17 protein-coding genes are annotated in these 20,888 nt (G+C 69.8%); 7 read left to right on the top strand and 10 right to left on the bottom strand.

Annotated features, from left to right (window positions below):
* Positions 1-95 precede the first annotated feature (95 nt).
* Positions 96-683, top strand: a complete 588-nt coding sequence (locus tag ASE56_RS05855) for a hypothetical protein (RefSeq protein WP_056226206.1) — start codon at positions 96-98, stop codon at positions 681-683.
* 21 nt (positions 684-704) lie between these two features.
* Here the strand turns inward: ASE56_RS05855 and ASE56_RS05850 are convergent, their stop codons facing one another.
* From ASE56_RS05850 to pxpA, 5 genes are all read right to left on the bottom strand, one after another.
* Entirely contained in the window at positions 705-1,304 is a 600-nt protein-coding gene (locus tag ASE56_RS05850) for a hypothetical protein (protein ID WP_056226203.1), read from the bottom strand.
* Positions 1,305-1,486: 182 nt separating this feature from the next.
* Positions 1,487-5,362, bottom strand: coding sequence for a DNA-directed RNA polymerase subunit beta' (gene rpoC / locus ASE56_RS05845; RefSeq protein WP_056226200.1), 3,876 nt, complete (start codon positions 5,360-5,362; stop codon positions 1,487-1,489).
* A 56-nt stretch (positions 5,363-5,418) separates the two neighbouring features.
* Positions 5,419-8,916, bottom strand: a complete 3,498-nt coding sequence (locus tag ASE56_RS05840; protein WP_056226197.1) for a DNA-directed RNA polymerase subunit beta — start codon at positions 8,914-8,916, stop codon at positions 5,419-5,421.
* 272 nt (positions 8,917-9,188) lie between these two features.
* A complete protein-coding gene (locus ASE56_RS05835; RefSeq protein ID WP_235556936.1) occupies positions 9,189-10,796 on the bottom strand; it encodes an urea amidolyase family protein in 1,608 nt (535 codons plus the stop codon).
* Positions 10,790-11,542 (bottom strand): 5-oxoprolinase subunit PxpA, encoded by a 753-nt coding sequence (gene pxpA / locus ASE56_RS05830; RefSeq protein ID WP_056226194.1) that lies wholly within the window; start codon positions 11,540-11,542, stop codon positions 10,790-10,792. Before pxpA ends, ASE56_RS05835 begins: the two co-directional genes overlap by 7 nt.
* Positions 11,543-11,583: 41 nt before the next feature.
* Here pxpA and ASE56_RS05825 point away from each other — a divergent pair, with 41 nt between their 5' ends.
* The 3 genes from ASE56_RS05825 (at position 11,584) to ASE56_RS05815 (ending at position 13,591) form a co-directional block, all read left to right on the top strand.
* Positions 11,584-12,450, top strand: coding sequence for a spermidine synthase (locus tag ASE56_RS05825; protein WP_056226191.1), 867 nt, complete (start codon positions 11,584-11,586; stop codon positions 12,448-12,450).
* A gap of 94 nt (positions 12,451-12,544) precedes the next feature.
* Complete coding sequence (locus ASE56_RS05820) at positions 12,545-13,072, top strand: hypothetical protein (RefSeq protein WP_056228266.1); 528 nt, start codon at positions 12,545-12,547, stop codon at positions 13,070-13,072.
* Positions 13,073-13,102: 30 nt separating this feature from the next.
* On the top strand, positions 13,103-13,591 hold the full coding sequence (locus ASE56_RS05815; protein WP_056226188.1) for a SprT-like domain-containing protein: 489 nt from the start codon (positions 13,103-13,105) through the stop codon (positions 13,589-13,591).
* Between the two features lie 9 nt (positions 13,592-13,600).
* Here ASE56_RS05815 and ASE56_RS05810 read toward each other — a convergent pair whose 3' ends face one another.
* Entirely contained in the window at positions 13,601-14,215 is a 615-nt protein-coding gene (locus tag ASE56_RS05810; protein WP_056226184.1) for a 2-phosphosulfolactate phosphatase, read from the bottom strand.
* Positions 14,216-14,297: 82 nt separating this feature from the next.
* On the opposite strand from ASE56_RS05810, the gene ASE56_RS05805 reads away from it, so the two are divergent.
* Positions 14,298-14,798 (top strand): hypothetical protein, encoded by a 501-nt coding sequence (locus ASE56_RS05805; RefSeq protein WP_056226181.1) that lies wholly within the window; start codon positions 14,298-14,300, stop codon positions 14,796-14,798.
* Positions 14,799-14,810: 12 nt separating this feature from the next.
* Here the strand turns inward: ASE56_RS05805 and ASE56_RS05800 are convergent, their stop codons facing one another.
* From ASE56_RS05800 to ASE56_RS05790, 3 genes are all read right to left on the bottom strand, one after another.
* On the bottom strand, positions 14,811-15,461 hold the full coding sequence (locus ASE56_RS05800; protein WP_056226178.1) for a response regulator transcription factor: 651 nt from the start codon (positions 15,459-15,461) through the stop codon (positions 14,811-14,813).
* 64 nt (positions 15,462-15,525) lie between these two features.
* A complete protein-coding gene (locus ASE56_RS05795; protein WP_056228262.1) occupies positions 15,526-16,695 on the bottom strand; it encodes a sensor histidine kinase in 1,170 nt (389 codons plus the stop codon).
* A gap of 107 nt (positions 16,696-16,802) precedes the next feature.
* Complete coding sequence (locus ASE56_RS05790; RefSeq protein WP_056226175.1) at positions 16,803-17,291, bottom strand: Lrp/AsnC family transcriptional regulator; 489 nt, start codon at positions 17,289-17,291, stop codon at positions 16,803-16,805.
* A gap of 108 nt (positions 17,292-17,399) precedes the next feature.
* Between ASE56_RS05790 and ASE56_RS05785 the strand changes: the two genes are divergently transcribed.
* The gene (locus ASE56_RS05785) at positions 17,400-18,797 is read left to right on the top strand and encodes a DUF6421 family protein (RefSeq protein WP_143017960.1); all 1,398 of its coding nucleotides are present in this window, start codon (positions 17,400-17,402) and stop codon (positions 18,795-18,797) included.
* Positions 18,798-18,804: 7 nt separating this feature from the next.
* Complete coding sequence (locus tag ASE56_RS05780; protein ID WP_056226172.1) at positions 18,805-19,512, top strand: SDR family NAD(P)-dependent oxidoreductase; 708 nt, start codon at positions 18,805-18,807, stop codon at positions 19,510-19,512.
* Here the strand turns inward: ASE56_RS05780 and ASE56_RS05775 are convergent.
* Entirely contained in the window at positions 19,509-20,882 is a 1,374-nt protein-coding gene (locus tag ASE56_RS05775) for an MFS transporter (protein ID WP_056226169.1), read from the bottom strand. The genes ASE56_RS05780 and ASE56_RS05775 overlap by 4 nt on opposite strands.
* Positions 20,883-20,888 lie beyond the last annotated feature (6 nt).

Genomic DNA, 20,888 nt, shown 5'->3' with positions numbered 1-20,888 from the left:
CGCGCAAGGCTAACCCGGGTATCCCGCGGCGCCGTGCAGGCGTGCCGTGGGATGTCTTTCTCGACCGTGTCGGTGGGGCGGCTTAGGGTGTTCCCATGTCCCGTCGCCTGCTCCGTCCGGCCGTCGCAGCGGCTCTCGCCGGCGCCACCCTCCTCGCGCTGAGCGCGTGCGCCCCTGCCGCAGACGACGCCGCGCCCACCCCCGCGGCACCGGTCGTGTCGTCCAGCCCGACCCCCATCCCGACGATCACCCAGACGGCACCGGCCGTCCGCATCCCGGCCGACTGCCGCTCGATGCTCTCGGCCGACGTCCTGGCTCAGCTCGGCCAGACTCCGTTGAACGACCCCGCGCTCGGGCCCTCGGGCGTGCAGTCCGACGGCTCGCTGATCTGCATCTGGCGCGATCCGGCGGCGGACACCACAGGCCTCGTCACGCACATCTCGCGCATGGACCGCGGCCCCGCGCTCGACATGCTGAACGGTCTCGTCGACACCCAGGGCTTCAGCTGCTACACCCCCGACGCGGGGACGCGCTGCGAGAAGACCTGGATCAACCCGACCTACCCCGTCAACGACGGTCGGACGCTTTACTGGCGCGACGGCGTGTTGATCGACACGCAGTACTCGAACCTCGCCCCCACGGGATACACCGGCAGCATCATCGCGTCCGTCTTCGGCGGCTGACCCCGCGAGGGGGCTCCCCCGTCACTCGCCGAAGAAGGCGTGGGATGCCACGATCGCGGCGTACCCGTCGGGCATCCACCCGGAGAGCGTCGACGACACCCACCGGTCGGCACGCAGATCGTGGACCTCGTGGAGCTCGCCCGAGGCGCGTTCGCAGTGCGTGGTGTCGGCCGCGACCGCGCACGTGAAACCCTGTGCGGCGAGCGTGGTCGAGACCGCTGCGGCCCCCTCGGGCGTCACCGTCGAGACGGTCGTCTCGATCGAACGCCCGGCTTCGCCCCGCCAGTGGCAGGTGATCACGACCGTCGGAGCGGCGGCGGCGACCGCCTCGGGCGTCGACGCCGGCGCGGTACGCCGCTGGGAGAGCAACGCCTGTGGAGACCACACGAGGGAGGACCACAGCGGTTGCGAGTACAGGTGTCGGCAGTCCGAAGCCGGCGCGGGAGGGGTGGTCTCGACCGCCGCGTGCCGCCCCGTGGCGGCCCTCAGCGTGTCGCCCACGAATCCCACGGCCATCGGCACGCCGGGGGTGGCGATGACCACCAGAGCGGCGACGGCGGCCGCGCACAGCAGACCCGCCGGCCATGCCAGCCACAAGCTGCGTCCCCCGATGCGGGCCATGCGTTCCTCCACCACAACGGTAGGCGCACCGAGGTGCCTCCCCCGCGCCTCGACACGCCGCGAGCACGACGAAGGCCCCCGGCGTGAGCCGGGGGCCTTCGGGGATCAGGATGCCGCGCCGGGGCGTGGCATCCCTCCCGTCGAGTTCGGGAGGACGGGCGACCCGCCCTCCCGAGCCTCGATCAGTTGTACGTGCCGGGCGTGAAGTCGTCCGTCGAGAAGCTGTCGAAGTCGACGTAGCTCAGGTCGGCGTCGCTGTACGCGCCGTCCGAAGCGAAGATGCGGTTGGGGTACCGCTCGCTCTTCGCCTCTTCCGTCGCCTCGACCGTGACGTTGCGGTACTTCGCAAGTCCGGTTCCGGCGGGGATGAGCTTTCCGATGATGACGTTCTCCTTGAGGCCGACGAGCGGGTCGCTCTTGCCCTCCATGGCCGCCTGCGTCAGGACGCGGGTGGTCTCCTGGAACGATGCCGCCGACAGCCACGACTCGGTCGCGAGCGACGCCTTCGTGATACCCATCAGCTCGGGACGACCCGACGCGGGACGCTTGCCCTCGCCGACCGCCTCGCGGTTGATGGTCTGGTAGCGCTTGAAGTCCACCAGCTCACCGGGCAGCAGATCGGTGTCGGCGTGATCGACGACGGTGACCTTGCGGAGCATCTGTCGGACGATGACCTCGATGTGCTTGTCGTGGATCGGCACACCCTGCGAGCGGTACACGCCCTGGACGCCGTTGACGAGGTACTTCTGCACCTCGCGGGCACCCTGCACGCGCATGACCTCCTTGGGGTCGAGCGTTCCGACCTGGAGGGGCTCGCCGACCGAGACGTGCTGGCCGTCCTCGACCAGGAGCGTCGCGCGCTTCAGGACGGGGTAGACCACCGGCTCGTCGCCGTTGTCGGGCGTCAGGATGACCTTCTTGGCCTTGTCGGTCTCGTCGATCGTGATGCGGCCGTCGGCCTCGGCGATCGGCGACGCACCCTTGGGGGTGCGGGCCTCGAAGAGCTCCTGCACACGCGGAAGACCCTGCGTGATGTCGTCCGCCGAGGCGGAACCACCGGTGTGGAAGGTACGCATCGTCAGCTGGGTACCGGGCTCACCGATCGACTGGGCCGCGATGATGCCGACGGCCTCGCCGATGTCGACGATCTTGCCGGTGGCGAGCGAACGGCCGTAGCACTTCGCGCAGACACCGACCGCCGAGTCGCAGGTCAGGACGGAGCGGACCTTGATGGTCTCGACACCACCCGCAACCAGCTTGTCGATGAGCACGTCGCCCACGTCGTCGCCGGCCTCGGCCAGCACGGTGCCCTGCGCGTCGACGACCGCCGTGGCGAGCGTACGAGCGAACACCGAGTTCTCGACGTTGGCGTCCTTGACCAGCGAACCGGTCGAGTCGGCCGCGGCGATCGGGAGCTCGAGGCCCTTCGACGTGCCGCAGTCCTCCTCGCGGATGATGACATCCTGCGAGACGTCGACCAGACGACGCGTGAGGTACCCCGAGTCGGCCGTACGGAGGGCCGTGTCGGCCAGACCCTTACGGGCACCGTGCGTCGCGATGAAGTACTCGGCGACCGACAGACCCTCGCGGTACGAGGAGATGATCGGACGCGGGATGATCTCACCCTTGGGGTTGTTCACCAGGCCTCGCATACCCGCGATGTTGCGGATCTGCAGCCAGTTACCACGGGCGCCCGACGAAACCATGCGGTTGATGGTGTTGTCGGCGGGGAAGTTGTCCCGCATCGCCTTCTGGACCTCGTCGGTGGCCTCGGTCCAGATCTTGATGAGCTCCTGACGACGCTCGGCGTCGGTGGTGAGACCCTTCTCGTACTGGCCCTGGACCTTCGCGGCCTGCTTCTCGTAGCCGGCGACGATCTCGGCCTTGTTCGGCGGAGTGAGGATGTCGCTCAGCGCCACCGTGACACCCGAACGGGTGGCCCAGTAGAAGCCGGCGTCCTTGATCCGGTCGAGCGATGCTGCGACCTCGACCTTGGGGTACTCCTCCGCCAGCTTGTTGACGATCTGCGACAGCTTGCCCTTGTCGGCCTGCTCGCGAACGAACGGGTAGCCCTTGGGGAGCGTGTCGTTGAAGATCGCCTGTCCGAGCGACGCGTCGACGAGACCGTGCACGTCGTAACCCTCGGGCGCCTGGCCCTCGAGGAACGTCAGGCCGGGGATGCGGATGCGCGCCTTGGCCTGCAGGTCGAGGGTGCCCTCGTCCTTGGCCAGGATCGCCTCGCCCACGGAACCGAACGCGCGGCCTTCGCCCTTCGCACCCTCCTTGAGGGTGGTGAGGTGGTGCAGACCGATGATCATGTCCTGCGAGGGCAGGGTCACCGGGCGACCGTCCGACGGCTTCAGGATGTTGTTCGAGGCGAGCATCAGCACGCGCGCCTCGGCCTGGGCCTCGACCGACAGGGGCAGGTGGACGGCCATCTGGTCACCGTCGAAGTCGGCGTTGAACGCCGCGCACACGAGCGGGTGCAGCTGGATCGCCTTGCCCTCGACGAGCTGGGGCTCGAACGCCTGGATGCCGAGACGGTGCAGGGTGGGTGCACGGTTCAGCAGCACGGGGCGCTCGCGGATGATCTCCTCGAGCACGTCCCAGACCTCGGGACGGTAGCGCTCGACGGCGCGCTTGGCGGCCTTGATGTTCTGCGAGTGACCGAGGTCGATCAGGCGCTTGATGACGAACGGCTTGAACAGCTCGAGCGCCATCTGCTTGGGCAGACCGCACTGGTGGAGCTTGAGCTGGGGTCCGACGATGATGACGGAACGGCCCGAGTAGTCCACGCGCTTTCCGAGCAGGTTCTGGCGGAAGCGACCCTGCTTTCCCTTGAGCATGTCGCTCAGGGACTTCAGGGCGCGGTTGCCGGTACCGGTGACGGGGCGACCACGGCGGCCGTTGTCGAACAGCGCGTCGACGGCCTCCTGCAGCATGCGCTTCTCGTTGTTGACGATGATCTCGGGAGCACCGAGGTCGATCAGGCGACGGAGGCGGTTGTTGCGGTTGATCACGCGACGGTAGAGGTCGTTCAGGTCGGAGGTCGCGAAGCGGCCACCGTCGAGCTGGACCATGGGACGAAGCTCCGGCGGGATCACCGGGACGACATCCAGCACCATCGAGGCCGGGCTCATGCCGGTCTGCAGGAACGAGTTGACGACCTTGAGGCGCTTGATCGCGCGGATCTTGCGCTGGCCCTTGCCCTCAGAGATCTGCAGGTGGAGGCTGTCGGCCTCGGCCTGCAGGTCGAAGGCCTCGAGGCGACGCTTGATCGACTCCGCGCCCATGTGGGCCTCGAAGTACTGACCGAAGCGGTCCTGCAGCTCGTGGAACACGTCGTCCTCGGGCTTCAGGGCGCCCACCTCGAGCGTGCGGAAGTCCTCCCACACGCGCTCGAGCTTGGCGATCTGCTCGTCGGCGTTCTTGCGGGCCGCCGTCATGTCCTTCTCGGCGGCGTCCTTGACCTTCTTCTTCTGGTCGGCCTTGGCACCCTCCGCCTCGAGGGCGGCGAGCTCCTCCTCGAGCTTGGCGAGGCGGGCCGCGACGCGGGCGTCGCGACGGTCGCCGAGCGTCTTCAGCTCGAGGCGGATGTTGTTCTCCTGCGTGGCCAGGTCGCGGTGACGAGCATCCTCGTCGACCGAGATCACCATGTAGGCGGCGAAGTAGATGACCTTCTCGAGGTCCTTCGGCGCCATGTCGAGCAGGTAGCCGAGGCGCGAGGGCACGCCCTTGAAGTACCAGATGTGCGTGACGGGCGCGGCGAGCTCGATGTGGCCCATGCGCTCGCGACGGACCGAGGACTTGGTGACCTCGACGCCGCAGCGCTCGCAGACGATGCCCTTGAAGCGCACGCGCTTGTACTTGCCGCAGGCGCACTCCCAGTCGCGGGAGGGTCCGAAGATCTGCTCGCCGAAGAGTCCGTCCTTCTCGGGCTTCAGCGTGCGGTAGTTGATCGTCTCGGGCTTCTTGACCTCACCGAAGGACCAACGACGGATGTCGTCGGCGGTGGCCAGACCGATACGGATCTGATCGAAAGTGGTTGATTCGAGCACTGGTTCTCCTGTGTCGGAATTCTCTGAAATCTGAGCTGGGTCGCTGAGCTGGAAGCTCAGATCTCGTCGATCGACGAGGACTCGAAGCGGCTGGAGATGTTGATGCCGAGTTCTTCCGCAGCGCGGAAGGCGTCGTCATCCGTGTCGCGCAGGTTCACCGCGGTGCCGTCGGCCGAGAGGACCTCGACGTTCAGGCAGAGCGACTGCATCTCCTTCATGAGCACCTTGAAGGACTCGGGGATGCCGGGCTCCTGGATGTTCTCGCCCTTGACGATGGCCTCGTACACCTTGACGCGGCCGAGGATGTCGTCGGACTTGATCGTGAGGAGCTCCTGCAGCGCGTAAGCGGCACCGTAGGCCTCGAGCGCCCACACTTCCATCTCACCGAAGCGCTGACCACCGAACTGCGCCTTACCACCGAGCGGCTGCTGGGTGATCATCGAGTACGGGCCCGTCGAACGCGCGTGGATCTTGTCGTCGACGAGGTGGTGCAGCTTCAGGATGTACATGTAGCCGACCGAGATGGGCGCCGGGAACGGCTCGCCGGAGCGACCGTCGAACAGCAGCGTCTTACCCGTGGAGTCGACCATGCGGTCGCCGTCGCGGTTGGGGATCGTCGAGTCGAGCAGACCCGCGATCTCGGCCTCGAAGGCGCCGTCGAACACCGGGGTCGCGACCTTCGTGCCGGGGGCGGCCTCGCGAGCCGACTCGGGCAGCTGGGCGGCCCACTCGGGGGTACCCTCGACCTTCCAACCCTGCTGGGCGATCCAGCCGAGGTGGAGCTCGAGGACCTGACCGAAGTTCATTCGACCGGGGATACCGAGCGGGTTGAGGATGATGTCGACCGGCGTGCCGTCGGGCAGGAAGGGCATGTCCTCGATCGGGAGGATCTTGGCGATGACGCCCTTGTTGCCGTGGCGACCGGCGAGCTTGTCGCCCTCGGTGATCTTGCGCTTCTGGGCGATGTAGACCACGACGCGGCGGTTGACGCCCGAGCCGAGCTCGTCGTCTCCGTCTTCGGCGTTGAACTCCTTGACGGCGATGATCGTGCCCTGCTCGCCGTGGGGCACCTTCAGCGAGGTGTCACGGACTTCGCGGCTCTTCTCGTTGAAGATCGCGCGGAGCAGACGCTCCTCGGCGCTCAGCTCGGTCTCGCCCTTGGGCGTGACCTTGCCGACGAGGATGTCACCGGGGCGGACCTCGGCGCCGATGCGGATGATGCCGCGGTCGTCGAGGTCCTTCAGCAGGTCGGGGCTGACGTTGGGGAGATCACGGGTGATCTCCTCCTTGCCGAGCTTGGTGTCGCGCGCATCGACCTCGTACTCCTCGATGTGGATCGACGACAGCGTGTCGTCCTTCACGAGGTCCTGGCTGAGGATGATCGCGTCCTCGAAGTTGTGACCTTCCCAGGTCATGAACGCCACGAGGAGGTTCTTGCCGAGCGCGAGCTCGCCGTTCTCGGTCGCGGGACCGTCGGCGATGACCTCGCCGGCCTCGATGCGCTCGCCGGCCGAGACGACCACGCGCTGGTTGTAGGACGTGCCCTGGTTGGAGCGGTCGAACTTGCGCAGGAAGTAGTCCTGCGTGCCGCCCTCGTCGAGCTGGATGGTCACGACGTCGGCCGAGACCTCCAGGACGACGCCCGACTTCTCGGCCGTCACGACGTCACCGGCGTCGATGGCCGCGAAGCCCTCCATACCGGTACCGACGACGGGCGACTCGCTGCGCACGAGCGGCACGGCCTGGCGCTGCATGTTCGCACCCATGAGGGCGCGGTTGGCGTCATCGTGCTCGAGGAACGGGATGAGCGAGGTCGCGACCGACACCATCTGGCGCGGCGAGACGTCCATGTAGCCGATCTCGTCGTTCGGGAAGAGGTCGACCTCGCCACCCTGACCACGACGGGCGAGGATGCGATCCTCGACGAAGTGTCCGTCGGCCTGGAGGGCGACACCGGCCTGAGCGACGATGTGGTCGCTCTCTTCGCTGGCGGTGAGGTAGTCGATCTGGTCGGTCACCCGGCCGTCGACGACGCGACGGTACGGGGTCTCGATGAAACCGAAGGCGTTGATGCGGGCGAACGAGGCCAGCGAGCCGATCAGACCGATGTTCGGGCCTTCAGGGGTCTCGATGGGGCACATGCGGCCGTAGTGCGAGGGGTGGACGTCGCGGACCTCGACGCCGGCACGCTCACGCGAGAGACCGCCGGGGCCCAGCGCCGACAGGCGGCGCTTGTGGGTCAGACCCGCGAGCGGGTTGTTCTGGTCCATGAACTGCGACAGCTGCGAGGTTCCGAAGAACTCCTTGATCGCGGCGACGACGGGGCGCACGTTGATCAGGGTCTGCGGCGTGATCGCCTCGATGTCCTGCGTGGTCATGCGCTCGCGGACGACACGCTCCATGCGCGACAGACCGGTGCGGACCTGGTTCTGGATGAGCTCGCCGACGGCGCGGATACGACGGTTGCCGAAGTTGTCGATGTCGTCGGTGTCGAGGCGGATCTCGGCGGCCTGGCCACCGCGGACGCCGTCGAACGTGACGTCACCGCGGTGCAGGCGGACGAGGTACTTGATCGTGGCGACGATGTCGTCGACGGTCAGGACCGAGTCGCTCAGCGGCTTGTCGAGACCGAGCTTCTGGTTGATCTTGTAGCGACCCACCTTCGCGAGGTCGTAGCGCTTCGAGTTGAAGTAGAAGTTGTCCAGCAACGCGCGCGCAGCCTCGGCGGCGACCTGCTCGCCCGGACGCAGCTTGCGGTAGATGTCGCGGAGGGCGTCTTCCTTCGTGAGGATCGTGTCCTTGGACAGCGTCTCTTCGATGGAGTCGAAACCGGAGAACTCGGCGAGGATGTCCTCGCTGGTCAGGCCGAGGGCCTTGAGGAAGACGGTGACCGACTGCTTGCGCTTGCGGTCGATGCGCACGCCGACCTGGTCGCGCTTGTCGATCTCGAACTCGAGCCAGGCACCACGCGAGGGGATGACGCGCGCCGACACGATGTCCTTGTCCGAGGTCTTGTCGGGCGTCTTGTCGAAGTAGACACCGGGCGAACGCACGAGCTGCGACACGACGACACGCTCGGTGCCGTTGATGATGAACGTGCCCTTGTTGGTCTGGAGCGGGAAGTCGCCCATGAAGACCGTCTGGGTCTTGATCTCACCGGTCTGGTGGTTCATGAACTCGGCCTCGACGTACAGCGGGGCGGCGTAGGTCTTGCCGCGCTCCTTGCACTCCTCGATCGAGTACTTCTCCGGCTCGAGGTAGGGGTTCGTGAACGAGAGCTGCATGGTCTCGCTCAGGTCCTCGATCGGCGAGATCTCCTCGAAGATCTCCTCGAGTCCGCTGATCTCGGGGACGTCGGTGCGACCGGCGGCCTGAGCCTCGGCGACGCGCGCCTTCCATGCTTCGTTACCGACGAGCCAGTCGAACGACTCGGTCTGCAGCGCGAGCAGATCGGGAACGGTCAGCTTGTCGGAGATCTTCGCGAACGAGAGGCGAGATGCGCCGCGTCCGCTCTTCGGGGTGGTGGTGGTGGATGCGTTGCTCGCAGCAGCCAAGGGAATAACCTCCAGAAGCCCGGGCGAGGGGCTCGTGATTCCTTGTCGTCAGGTGGAGTGCGTTCCTGCCCCGATAACCTGCACGTCGCACACCGCGGTGAAGCGGGGACGCGCAGGCTCAGCCGACCACCATATGAGGGCAGGGGGAATCGAGGAGCGCAAAGTCCAAGCATACGCGGGAGGACTCGCCGTGTCCAGTCCAATTCTTGACGCGTTCTCGGACCTGCGGTATAACCGCGTGCGCTCGCCCGGCATTCCTCGCTCCCGCCCCGTCAGGCCCGGCGAAACCGCACCCGGTCACCCGGCCGCACCTGTGCGAAAGCGTCGAGGGCGGCATCCGGGATCACCCCGATCACGGGATAGCCCCCGGTCACGGGACCGTCGGCGAGCAGGATCACCGGGCGCCCGTGCGGAGGAACCTGCAGCACTCCCGGACGCATGCCCTCGCTGGGGAGTTCGTCGCGACGGGTGCGCTCGAGGACCGGACCGTCGAGACGGATGCCGATGCGGTCGATGTCGGTCGACACGGTCCAGGACGCATCGGTCAGCGCATCGACGGAGGCGGGGGTGAACCAGTCCGCCCGCGGCCCCGGCCGGAGCCCCACCTCGAGCACGGCTGAGGGAATCGACCAGGGGAACCCGTCCACCGCGGGCACCTCCCCGGTCGCGAATCCCGCGTGCACGAGGTCGCCGGCACGGAGGGGTGGAGGGCCGAGTCGCGCGAGAACGTCGGTGGAGCGCGAGCCGAGCACGGACTCGGCGGCCACTCCCCCGCGGACGGCGAGGATCACCCGCAGGCCCGCGCGGGCGGGGTCGATCGTCAGCTCTGCACCCCTCGCGAGCCGCACCGGCGCGTAGGCGGAGACGCCGCGCCCGTCGACGCGCACGTCGGCGACAGCACCGGTCACCGCGACCCAGCAGTCGTGTACGGCTCGCGCCGAGAACCCGCCGAGCGTGATCTCGAGAGCCGCCGCGCTCTCAGCGTTTCCGACGAGACGGTTCGCGATGCGCAGGGCGCCGCGATCCAGAGCGCCCGAGCGAGCCACCCCCAGCGCCGCTCGACCGGGTCGGCCGAGGTCCTGCACCGTGACCAGCGGACCGGGGGCGAGGATGCGGAGCGCCGGGCCCGGCGCCGCCCCGGCGGTCGAGGAACGCGCCACATGGGGCGAGGAATCACCCGCGGACGAAAAGGCCGCGGCATCCGGTCGTCCGCTCGTCGGAGTCGTGTTGTCGGGCTCCCGCGGCCCGACGACGTGCGCGCGCTCGCGGAGCGGGACGAACCGCACGCGGCTGCCAGGCGCCAAGAGGACGGGGTCGACGGCCTCGGGGTCGAAGAGGACCGCATCCGTCGACCCGATGAGCCGCCAGCCGCCCGGGGTGTCACGGGGGTAGGCCCCGCTGAACGCCCCCGCGAGACCCACGGCTCCGGCGGGGACGCGAAGGCGGGGTCGGTCGAGTCGAGGGACGTCGAACGGCCAGTCCGCACTCACGAGATAGGCGAACCCCGGCGCGAAGCCGGTGAAGGCCACCATCCACTCCGCGGCGCCGTGGCGCGCGATGAGTTCGTCCGCTCGAATGCCGAGCAGCTCGGCCGTGTCGTCCAGGTCGGCGCCGTCGTACCGCGTCGCGATCTCGACGAGGGGGCCGGGTCGGGCGGCATCCGGATCCCCGGTCGCGGCCGCCCGGACCCACGCGGCGACCGCGGACGCCGAGGTGCGGAGCGGATCGAAGGCGATGAGCACGGTGCGCGCGGCGGGCACGAGATCGTCGACGCCGTCGAGCGGATCCGCGGCGAGCGCGGCGTGCAACCGCACGACAGCGGACAGATCGGCGACCTCGGCCAGCACGGCCCTCTCGCCCATCGCCCGCAGCGTCACCACGGAGCGCGCACCTCGACACCCGCGTCGTCCAGGGCCGCGCGCACGGCCCGCGCCATCGCCACGGCGGCGGGAGTGTCCCCGTGCAGGCACAGCGAGGCGGCCTCGACGGCGAGCCGCGTCCCGTCGACGGCCTCGACCTCTCGGTCGCGTACGAGGAGCACCGCCCGCTCGGCCACGAGGGCCGGGTCGTCGACGAGCGCGCCGGGAGACCCTCGGGGCACGAGCGTCGCCGTCGCCGTGTACCCCCGGTCGAGGAAGGCCTCGGGCACGAAGGGGAGACCCGCGGATGCCGCGGCCTCGGCGATCGCGCCGGGAAGGCCGAGGATCGGGAGCGCGCGTCCGAGCCGCGCGGAGTGGTCGGCCACCGCCGCGACGACCGCGTCGGCCTGCCGTCGGTCGACGGTGACCGCGTGATAAAGCGCCCCGTGCGGCTTGACGTACCGCAGGTCGGCACCGGCCGCGGCGAGCGCGGCGATCTGCCCGATCACACTCGCGCGGAGATCGGCGGAGCCGGGCGAGCGGGCCACGCGACCGAAGTTCTCGCGGTCCTCGTACGAGGGGTGTGCGCCGACGGCGACCCCGAAACGGCCCGCCCTCTCGACGGAGGCGCGCATCGCGCCGGCATCCCCCGCGTGCCCGCCGCAAGCGATGCTGGCGCTGGAGATCACCGCGAACATGGCGTCGTCGTCGGCCGTCGGCACTCCGTCGACGGTCTCGCCCAGGTCGGCGTTGAGATCCACCCGCATGCGGCCACGGTACCGCCGCCCCGAGGGCCTAGCGTGGGTTCATGGCCCGCATGCGCATCGAACCCGACGACGCCCCGACCGCGCGGCTGTCCGACGGCGCCCTCGCCCGAGTCTCGCCCTCGGGGTTCGTGTCGGGATGGGAGCTCGTCGTCGACGGGACACCCCAGTCGCACGTCGACCTCGACGACCCCACGCACCTGCACTTCGAGTACGTGGCGCGCATGGGCGCCGTGATCGATCGACTCCGGATGCCGGGACAGCCCCTCACCGCGGTCCACCTCGGCGCGGGCGCCCTCACGCTGCCGCGCTACGTGGAGGCGACCCGACCGGGCTCGCGCCAGCAGGTCATCGAGCTCGAGCCGGCGCTGTGGGACCTCGTGCGCGAGAACCTCCCCCTCCCCCGCGGCGCGTCGATTCGCGTGCGCATCGGCGACGCGCGTGCCGGGCTGTCGAGACTGCCGGCGGGGCTCTCGGGTGCCGTCGACCTCCTCATCAGCGACGTGTACTCCGGCGCGCAGACCCCCGCCCACCTCACCACCGTGGAGTTCTACCGCGAGGCGGCGGCCCTGCTCGCGCCCGAGGGGGTGCTCCTGGTGAACGTGTCCGACGGACCCGGACTGGCCTTCGCCCGCCGCCAGGTCGCCACGATCCGCGAGGTCCTGCCCGAGGTCATCGTCCTCGCCGAGGTGCAGGTGCTCAAGGGACGCCGATTCGGCAACCTCGTCGTCGCCGCCTCCGCAGCGACCCTGCCGGTCGAGTGGCTCCCGCGACTGATGGCGGCCGGCCCCCACCCCGCCAAGGTCTCTCAAGGCGCGGAGATCGAGGAGTTCATACGCGGGTCGCGACCGGCCACGGACGCCGATGCGACCGCGTCTCCGAAGCCCTCGGCATCCCTGTTCGAGAGATGATCCCGGCGTCTTCGCCGCCCGACCGCGTGGCGAGGCACCCCTCGACGCCCGTGCGGCGCACACTGGAAGTCCTGCCGGAACGAGAGGAGCGATGGTGAGCTACATCCACGGGTACGACCCCGACACTTTGCGCGAGGTCACCGACTCCCGTGAGTGCGCGGAACGTCTCGAGGAGATCGGTTCCCAGCGCAGCCTCCACGCCCTCCTCGAGCGGGTGTGGCTCCTCAAGGTGCTCGACCGATTCGACGAGGCGCTCGCGATCTCGGAGCAGTCGGTCCGGGTCGCCCGCATGGCCGGCACCCGTCGCGATCTGCTGCGCGCGCGCATCCTCCACGCGACGATCATGCAGTGCCGCGGGGCCTACGCCGCCGCCGAGCAGGAACTCACCATGTGCGCCGAAGAGGCCGAGGGGCAGGGTTGGGCGAGCATCGCCGCCTTCGCCCTCCAGCACCGCGGAAAGGTGCACTACGACGAGGGCGACTTCGACGCCGCCCGCCGCGACTTCAAGCAGGCGCTGTTCCTGCGGCAGAACGCCGGCGCCACCGACGCGCAGCTCGAATCGACCCTGCTCGCGATCGACGCCGCGGAGCGTCGCCGCACGCGCGAGGTCGTCGCGAGCTGAGTGTCGTAGGTCCCTTCTAGGCTTCCGCTCATGTCCGATCTGCAGCGCGTCCGCATCTGGGCCGAGGCGTTGATCGCCCTCCACCTCGATCCGTCGTGGACCTTCGCCTTCGACAACGCCAAGCGGCGCGCGGGCCTGTGCGACTACGGCCGTCAGCGCATCAGCGTCTCGCGCTACCTCTCCGCGCGCTACGACGACGACACGAATCACCAGACGCTGCTGCACGAGATCGCGCACGCCGTCGCGGGCCCGGCCGCGGGGCACGGACCGGTGTGGAAGCGGACGGCACGCGAGCTGGGTTACGTGGGCGGGACGACCCACGCCGGCGAGACCGCCAACGAACTCGCCCCGTGGGTCGGCACGTGCCCGGCGGGCCACGTCGCCTATCGGCACCGGCGTGCGACCCGGCCCACCTCGTGCGCGAAGTGCGCCCCGTCGTTCGACCCGCGTTTCGCTCTGTCGTGGGTGCACCGCGACATCAGCCGCGCGACGCGGCTCGCGGCCTCGACACCCCGCTAGGGCGAGGGCTCAGGCCGAGACGATCACCCCGTCGCGCAGGATCGGGACGACGGATGCCGCATCGCGCGCGGCCGAGGCGAGCACCGCCTCGCGTCGACCGTCGGCGGCGAGGGCGCGGCCGGTGCCGCTGGCCGTCAGCAGGTGCCGGACCGCTCCGCCGAGGGCGCGGAATCCTTCTCCCGCGACGGCGGCGTCGGGAGAGGCGTGGTCGATCCCGAGATCTCCAAGAGCGGCGATGACGGCGCCCGCGCCGAGCAGGTCGTCGACGGCGAAGCGGAGGCCGTCGTCGTCGGGGTAACCGGCGGCGACCACGGAGATGCTGGTGCGCTCACCTCGCGACCGCTGCACCTCGAGCACGTGGGCGGCGACGGCGGCCGCGTTGCGCAGTCCGCCGACGACGACATGGGCGCCGTCGCTCCCCGCCGCGAGCGCGAGTCCCGCGGCCTCATCACCCTCGAGGGGGAACGTCTCGCCGTCCTCGATCGCGTCCAGCGCGCGCATCGAGAGCCCCAGCGTTTGCACGATGATGGCGATGTGAGCGGGGGCGAGACGCTCCAGCCCCGAGCGGCCCCAGTCCAGACGCACCTGGTAGTCGGACTGGGCGAGGGCGGGAGAAGACGGCATCCCTCGATCGTAAAACGCCCGGAGTGCACCCCTCGCGTCAAGCCGTGCCCACCGACGGCCCGGATCGGGCACGATCGAGGTCATGCGCATCCTGCTGAAGTTCGTCATCGACTGCGACCCGGACGCCGCGTGGCGGGCACTGCACTCCCCCCGCGCCGTCGCGGAGCTGTACGGTCCGCTCCTCGACGTGGAAGCTCTGGGCGACATGCCGACCTCGTTCTCATCGGGCGACGACGTTCCCGTACAGATGAGCGTCGCAGGCCTCGTTCCGGTGGGTCGCCAGCTCATCTCGGTCGCCGACCGCGAGACGAGCGACGGACACGGGCGCGTCCGCGTCTTCCGCGACTGGGGCGTTCCCCTGACCGGACCGCTGTCGGTGCTCGACGTGTGGGATCACCAGATGGCGGTGTCGGCCGCCCCCGGAGAGCCCGGCCGCACCCTCTGGCGAGAGAGACTGACCATCGGCGGCGCCGCGGCCCCGGCCCTGTGGCCGGCGCTCTGGGCGACGTGGCAGTGGCGCGCGACGCGCATCAAGGCCCTCGCCCCCACGTGGGCGCACGACCCGGAGAACGACGACGCCTGAGGCGCCCGCCGCTCAGGCGAGGCCGTGGCGATAGGCGAAGACCACGAGCTGCACGCGATCGCGCAGGGCGAGCTTGGTGAGGATGCGACTGATGTGCGTCTTCACCGTCGCCTCGGAGAGGAACTCGCGCTCCGCGATCTCGGCGTTGCTGAGCCCCGCCGCGGCGAGGGCGAAGATCTCGCGTTCGCGATCGGTCAGCGCGCCGTAGGCCGCCGGAACCGGCTCTCCTCCCCCGCCGTCGGCGATGTGGGCGAAGAGCTCGCGCGTCGCCTCGGCGGCGATCACCGCCGAGCCGGCGTGCACGGTGCGCACCGCCGACAGCAGGAACTCCGGCTCGGAATCCTTCAGCAGGAACCCGCTGGCCCCGCCCTGGATCGCGCGGGCGGCGGCCTCGTCGAGGTCGAACGTCGTCAGCACGACGACCCGCGGCGCGTCGGGCTCGCGCAGGATCTCGGCCGTCGCCGCCAGACCGTCCATGACCGGCATCCGCACGTCCATGAGCACGAGGTCGGGGCGCGTGGAACGGACAACCTCGACGCCCTCGCGGCCATCCGACGCCTCCCCCACCACCTCGAGGTCGGGCTGCGAGTCGATCACCATGCGGATCCCGGCGCGGAACAGGGCTTGATCGTCGACGAGGACGATGCGGACGGGGGCGGTCATGACGACGGCTCCTCTCGCGGGTCGGGGGTGGCTCGGCATCCACTCTGCCCTCTCGCTCGGGCGTTCACAGCGGGGAGCCGATCGGGAGGGTGGCGCGCACGACGAACTCGCCGTACTCGGGCCCCGCGGTCAGGTGACCGCCGACGAGCTGCGCACGCTCGCGCATGCCGATCAGCCCGTGCCCGCCCGATGGAGGGCTAGCCGGAGCGGGGACGGATGCCGTGGCCCGGGCATTGCGCACCGAGGCGACGACCCGGTCGGGCCACCATCCCAGGTGCACGCGCACGCGCGGGTCGACTCCGTGCCGCAGGGCGTTGGTGAGCGCCTCCTGCATGATGCGGTAGACCGCGAGCTGGATGGCCGCGGGGGGCTCGCCCGGGGGCAACGGGTCGACCTCGACCTCGAGGGCCACGCCCGCCGCCCGCATCCGCTGGAAGAGGGTCTCGAGGTCGGCGAGAGTCGGCTGAGGCCCCTCGGCCTGCGAGTGCCGCAACTGCGTGAGGAGCAACCTCACGTCGGCGAGCGCGGCGCGCGCGGTCGACGAGATCGTCGTGAGCGCCTCGGCGCTCGCCCGCGGATCGGATGCCGCGGCGTACCGGGCACCGTCGGCCTGGGCGATGACCACCGCCAGGGAGTGCGCGACGACGTCGTGCATGTCGCGGGCGATGCGGACACGCTCCTGCTCGGCGATCGTCTCGGCCTCGGCCGCCCGCTGAGCCCGGCTGTTCGCCGCAGCCCTCATGGCCGTGCGCACCAGTGCACCCGAGACCCAGGCCAGCATGAGCGCGAAGCCCGCCGCGAGGAAGAGCGCAATGACGGCGAACCAGTCGTTCCCGTTCGGCGGGGCCTGCAGCCCGCGACCCACGAGGTACAGCGGAACCACGGCCGCTCCGACGATCGCCGAGACGAAGCCGAACCAGAACACGCGCCGCGAGCCGTACGCCGACGTCGTATACAGGACGGCGAAGATCGCGAGGTCGGACGGCGACGGCTGCCGGCCGAACCCCATCTGCGCGAGGGCGGCCGCCCACGCCACGCAGAGGGCGAGGCCCGGATGGAGCCGTCGCAGAGCCACCGCCCCCGCGAAGGCGAGCGCGATGAAGAATCCCGCGACGTTGTCGATCGGGGTGGCGCTCGCGACGAGCTCGATCGCGATGGCCACCAGGAAGAACACCACGGCGATACCGAGGTCGGTGACCAGCTGATAGCGGGTGAGCGGGCGCAGAGCGAACATCACGGCCACGCTACGCGGACCGACGGGGGCGGGGCATCCGTCGCGGGATGTATCCCGCCGTCAGCCGTCGTGCGGATGGCCTCGGGACCAGGTCCCGTGGCCGGGGGTCACGCCGGGTAGTCGGCGGGCTCGATCGGTCGCGCCTCGAAGAACGTCTGGAGCACCACGGTCGTGCGCGTGTTGACCTGCGCCGCGGCGCGGATGTCGCGGATCAGCTCTTCGAGATCGCGGGGCGTCGGCACGCGGACGAACAGCATGTAGGCCGCCTCGCCCGCGATGGAGTGGCACGCCTCGATCGGGGTCAGGTGGGCCAGCAGCTCGGGGGCATTGTCGGGCTGCGCGGGATCGAGGGGCGTGATCTCGACGAACGCGGCGAGGGGTCGCCCGAGGGCCTCGGCATCGAGGATCGGACGGTAGCCCTTCACGATGCCGCGTGCCTCGAGTCGGCGCAGACGGGATTGCACCGCCGACACAGAGAGCCCGACGCGCTCCGAGAGGTGCGAGAGCGTCGCCCGCGCGTCGAGGGAGATCTCTCGCACGATGGCCGCATCGACGGAGTCCTCGAGGCGAGGGGCGCGGGATGAGGCCTCGGTCATGCGGTCGACAGTATCAGCGGCGCCGCGGGCCGCTCTGGCGGAATCCGTAAGTTTTCCGTTAGAATCCAGGTTTAACAGGAATTTTTACAGCACAGAATGGAGGATGCCATGACCATCGCCACGCCCACCCGTGCCGCCGACGATCTGATCGCCGACCACGGCGTCGACACGGTCGAGCAGACCCCCGCCTGGATCCAGCTGAAGAGCGCGGCCACCGCCCTGCAGGCACTTCAGGCCAAGGACGGGTCCATCGAGGACACCGCCGCGGCCGCACCCCTGCTCGACGACCTCATCACCGCCATCGAGGCACTCGCCCCCCTCTTCCCCCACGACCGGTCCTACCTCGCGGCCTCCGTCGCCGACTTCCGCCGGTGGCGCGACGCCGGCCTCGGCGTGCCCGACTTCCTCGACTCCCTCGTCGCCTTCCAGCCCCAGGAGCACCGGGTCGACGGCATCCGCCACCTTGTCGTGTTCCCGATGTACACGCAGAACGGCTCCAACGAACGACACGTCGAGGCGGTGCTCGTCGAGGCGATCTGGCCCGAGTTCATCGCGCGACTCGAGACCGAGTACACCAACCGTCTGTTCGTCTCACTGCGTCTGATCGACTTCACCTCGGGCTACGACACGAACTCGGCCGTGCTCTTCCCCGAGACCGTGGCGATGCGTGAGATTCCGACCTTCACCTGGGGCGCGATCTTCCAGGACCGCGAAGCGGCGCGGTACCGCCGCGTGACCCGCGCCGCTGCCGAGATCACCAAGCTCGACCTCCCCGAGGCCGCCGCCCGCATGCTCGACGACCAGTCGCTCACCGAGCAGACGTTCGTGATGTGGGACCTCATCCACGACCGCACGCACATGCGCGGCGACCTTCCGTTCGACCCGTTCATGATCAAGCAGCGGATGCCGTTCTTCCTCTACTCGCTCGAAGAGCTGCGCTGCGACCTCACCGCCTTCCGCGAGTGCGTCTCGCTGCAGGCGCGGCTGTCGGCGCGCGACGACCTCGATGCGACCGAGAAGGCGATGCTCGAGCACGCCGAGCTCGTGCAGTACGCGGTGATCTTCGACCGCATCTTCCGCTTCGCCATCACCGGGTCCCGTGTACGCAACTACGACGGCCTCGGCGGACAGCTGCTGTTCGCCTGGCTGCACCAGCACCGCGTGCTGCACTGGACCGACACGTCGCTCGCCTTCGACTGGGACGAGGTGCCCGGCGCGGTCATCGCCCTCGCCGACGCGATCGACGAGCTGTACTGGCGCTCGATCGACCGCCCCAAGGTCGCGCACTGGCTCGCCGCATACGATCTCGTTCGCGGAGTCGTCACACCCCACCCCGCCTCGGTGTGGGCGCGCGGACTGTCCGACGAGGTGCTCGCGGGGCTGCCGAAGGGCTACACCGACGCGGTGCTCGACGACGAGTTCCCCCTGTCGATGTTCTTCGAAGCGCTCGAGAAGAAGATGCGCCCGGTCATCGCGTCGACCGCGGGCATCCGCGGGACGGACTGACCGTCGCATGAGCTCCCTCGCGACCGCACCCGTCCCGCACGAGCGGGTGCGGGGACGACTCGTGCTGCTGGCCGGCGGAACGAGCGCGGCCGGTCGCGCGTGTGCGCTCGCCCTCGTCGAGGCGGGGGCGCGCGTCGTGATCGTCGGATCGAACGCCGACCGCCTGGCCGCTTCCGCCGCGTCCGCCCCGGGGGCGGCGACCGACCAGTGCGATCTGACCGATCCGGATGCCGTGGCGGACCTGCGCGCGCGCGTGAACGACGCGCATGGCCCGGTCGACGGTGTCGTGCACCTCGTGGGCGGGTGGCGCGGCGGAGGCGGGCTGGCCGGGCAGAGCGACGAGGATCTCGCCGTGTTGCTGCGATCGTTCACCGCACTGCGGAACGTGAGCCGCACCTTCGACGACGATCTTCGCTCCTCGGATGCCGGACGCCTGACGATCGTCTCGTCCACGGCCGTGGCGCGGCCCCTCGCCGGGGGCGCCAACTACGCCGCGGTGAAGGCCGCGAGCGAGGCCTGGACGCGGGCCGCCGCGCAGGGCTACGCGAAGCACGCGCGAGACGGGGGACGCGAGCTCTCGGCCGCCGGTGTGATCTTCCGGGTGCGGAGCCTGGACGGTCTCGAGCACGCCCTGGCCGCGGCCGTCGTGGCCCTGTGGGACGACGACGCCGCGGCGTGGAACGACGTCGTCATCGAGATCGAGGCCGGCGGCTAGACCGCACCCACCTCGGCGTTGACCTCGGCCGTCCGGTACTGCCGGGAGAGCGTCCGGTACGAACGCGTGGCGAAAGCCAGCGCACCCGCGATCACCATCACGACCCCCGAGACGGCGAACACCAGCGCGATGCCGCGGGACTCCCCCTCGCCGAGCAGCCAGCCCCACGTCGCGCGGCCGTCGTCTGCGTCCATGTACGGGATGATCAGGAATTGCGCGATCGGCGCGATGAGGAACGACGTCACGGGCGCCGCAGCCGACTCGAACGCCGCGGCGAAACCGAAGACGCGCCCCTGGGTCTCGAAGGGGACGACCTTCTGGATGACCGTCTGCTCCGCCGCCTCGACCGGTGGGATGAGGGCCATGTAGACCCAGATGCCCACCGCGTACAGCCACCACCATTCGCGCAGGGTGAAGAGCGCCCCCAGAGCCCCCATCGCGATGACGATCCAGAGCATCGTGCGGATGGGGTTCTTTCCGAGGCCGAACTTCGCGACGAGACCACCGCCGACGATGAATCCGGTCGCGGTCACCCCGAGGACGATGCCCCAGATCTGCACGTCGAACATCTCGAGGCCGTACGGGTCCATGAGCGCCATGTACACGCCGCCGATGAGGTTGTTGAACGTCGAGAAGACGATGAGAGCGAACAGGCCCGGGGCGCGGCGCACGGCCCGGACCGCCCCGCGGAGATCGACGACGGGACCGGGAGCCGTGCCGGCGGCGGGGCGCTCCTCGGGGATGCGGATCGTCAACAGGTGGGCGAGCGCGAGGACGGTCAGCGCCAGCGCGATGGCGAGCGTCCATCCCATGCCCAGGAACCCGACGGACAGCCCGCTGAACACGCTCGTCACCACGAACGCGAGGCCCTGCACGGTGCCGACCAGGCCGTTCGCGTTGGCGTGACGCTCGACGGGGACGAGGAGCGTCACGGTCGTCGACAGAGCGATGTTGCGAAGGTTCTCGATCACGGCCCCGGCGAGGATGATGCCCGAGAAGAGCCAGAACCACGGTCCGCCCAGGTCGAGGAGCGCGGCCTCGGGAAACGCCAGCCAGAGCGCCCCCGCCAGCAGGAACGCCACGAGCGTCACGAACCCGGAGACCACCATGACCCGGTGCTTGCGATGGCGATCGACGAGCGAGCCGAACACCATCGCGAACACCGCGAGGAGCAACATGTACGCACCGCCGACGATGCCGGTGGCGAGGACGGAGCGGGTCTCGAGATAGACCCAGAACGTGAGGGCGAACCAGAGGAAGCTCGTGGTCACGTTGGCGGCGGCAGTGTTGACGAGCACCGCGAGAAAGGTGCGGCGCCCGGACGACGCGACCGCGTCGAGCGGGGCGGCGGGGGCCGGACTCTCGGACATAGCGCC

Source organism: Microbacterium sp. Leaf203, from assembly GCF_001421275.1.
GTDB classification, from domain to species: domain Bacteria; phylum Actinomycetota; class Actinomycetes; order Actinomycetales; family Microbacteriaceae; genus Microbacterium; species Microbacterium testaceum_A.
This window is presented reverse-complemented; position numbering and strand designations above follow the sequence as displayed.

Bases quoted from the DNA above. Each gene is read 5' to 3' on its own strand.
- ASE56_RS05800 (WP_056226178.1), bottom strand. From the start codon at position 15,461: ATGACCGCCCCCGTCCGCATCGTCCTCGTCGACGATCAAGCCCTGTTC.
- ASE56_RS05790 (WP_056226175.1), bottom strand. From the start codon at position 17,291: ATGACCGAGGCCTCATCCCGCGCCCCTCGCCTCGAGGACTCCGTCGAT.
- ASE56_RS05785 (WP_143017960.1), top strand. From the start codon at position 17,400: ATGACCATCGCCACGCCCACCCGTGCCGCCGACGATCTGATCGCCGAC.
- pxpA (WP_056226194.1), bottom strand. From the start codon at position 11,542: ATGCGGGTGGATCTCAACGCCGACCTGGGCGAGACCGTCGACGGAGTG.
- ASE56_RS05825 (WP_056226191.1), top strand. From the start codon at position 11,584: ATGGCCCGCATGCGCATCGAACCCGACGACGCCCCGACCGCGCGGCTG.
- ASE56_RS05815 (WP_056226188.1), top strand. From the start codon at position 13,103: ATGTCCGATCTGCAGCGCGTCCGCATCTGGGCCGAGGCGTTGATCGCC.
- ASE56_RS05775 (WP_056226169.1), bottom strand. From the start codon at position 20,882: ATGTCCGAGAGTCCGGCCCCCGCCGCCCCGCTCGACGCGGTCGCGTCG.
- ASE56_RS05810 (WP_056226184.1), bottom strand. From the start codon at position 14,215: ATGCCGTCTTCTCCCGCCCTCGCCCAGTCCGACTACCAGGTGCGTCTG.
- ASE56_RS05780 (WP_056226172.1), top strand. From the start codon at position 18,805: ATGAGCTCCCTCGCGACCGCACCCGTCCCGCACGAGCGGGTGCGGGGA.
- ASE56_RS05850 (WP_056226203.1), bottom strand. From the start codon at position 1,304: ATGGCCCGCATCGGGGGACGCAGCTTGTGGCTGGCATGGCCGGCGGGT.
- ASE56_RS05795 (WP_056228262.1), bottom strand. From the start codon at position 16,695: ATGTTCGCTCTGCGCCCGCTCACCCGCTATCAGCTGGTCACCGACCTC.
- ASE56_RS05855 (WP_056226206.1), top strand. From the start codon at position 96: ATGTCCCGTCGCCTGCTCCGTCCGGCCGTCGCAGCGGCTCTCGCCGGC.
- ASE56_RS05805 (WP_056226181.1), top strand. From the start codon at position 14,298: ATGCGCATCCTGCTGAAGTTCGTCATCGACTGCGACCCGGACGCCGCG.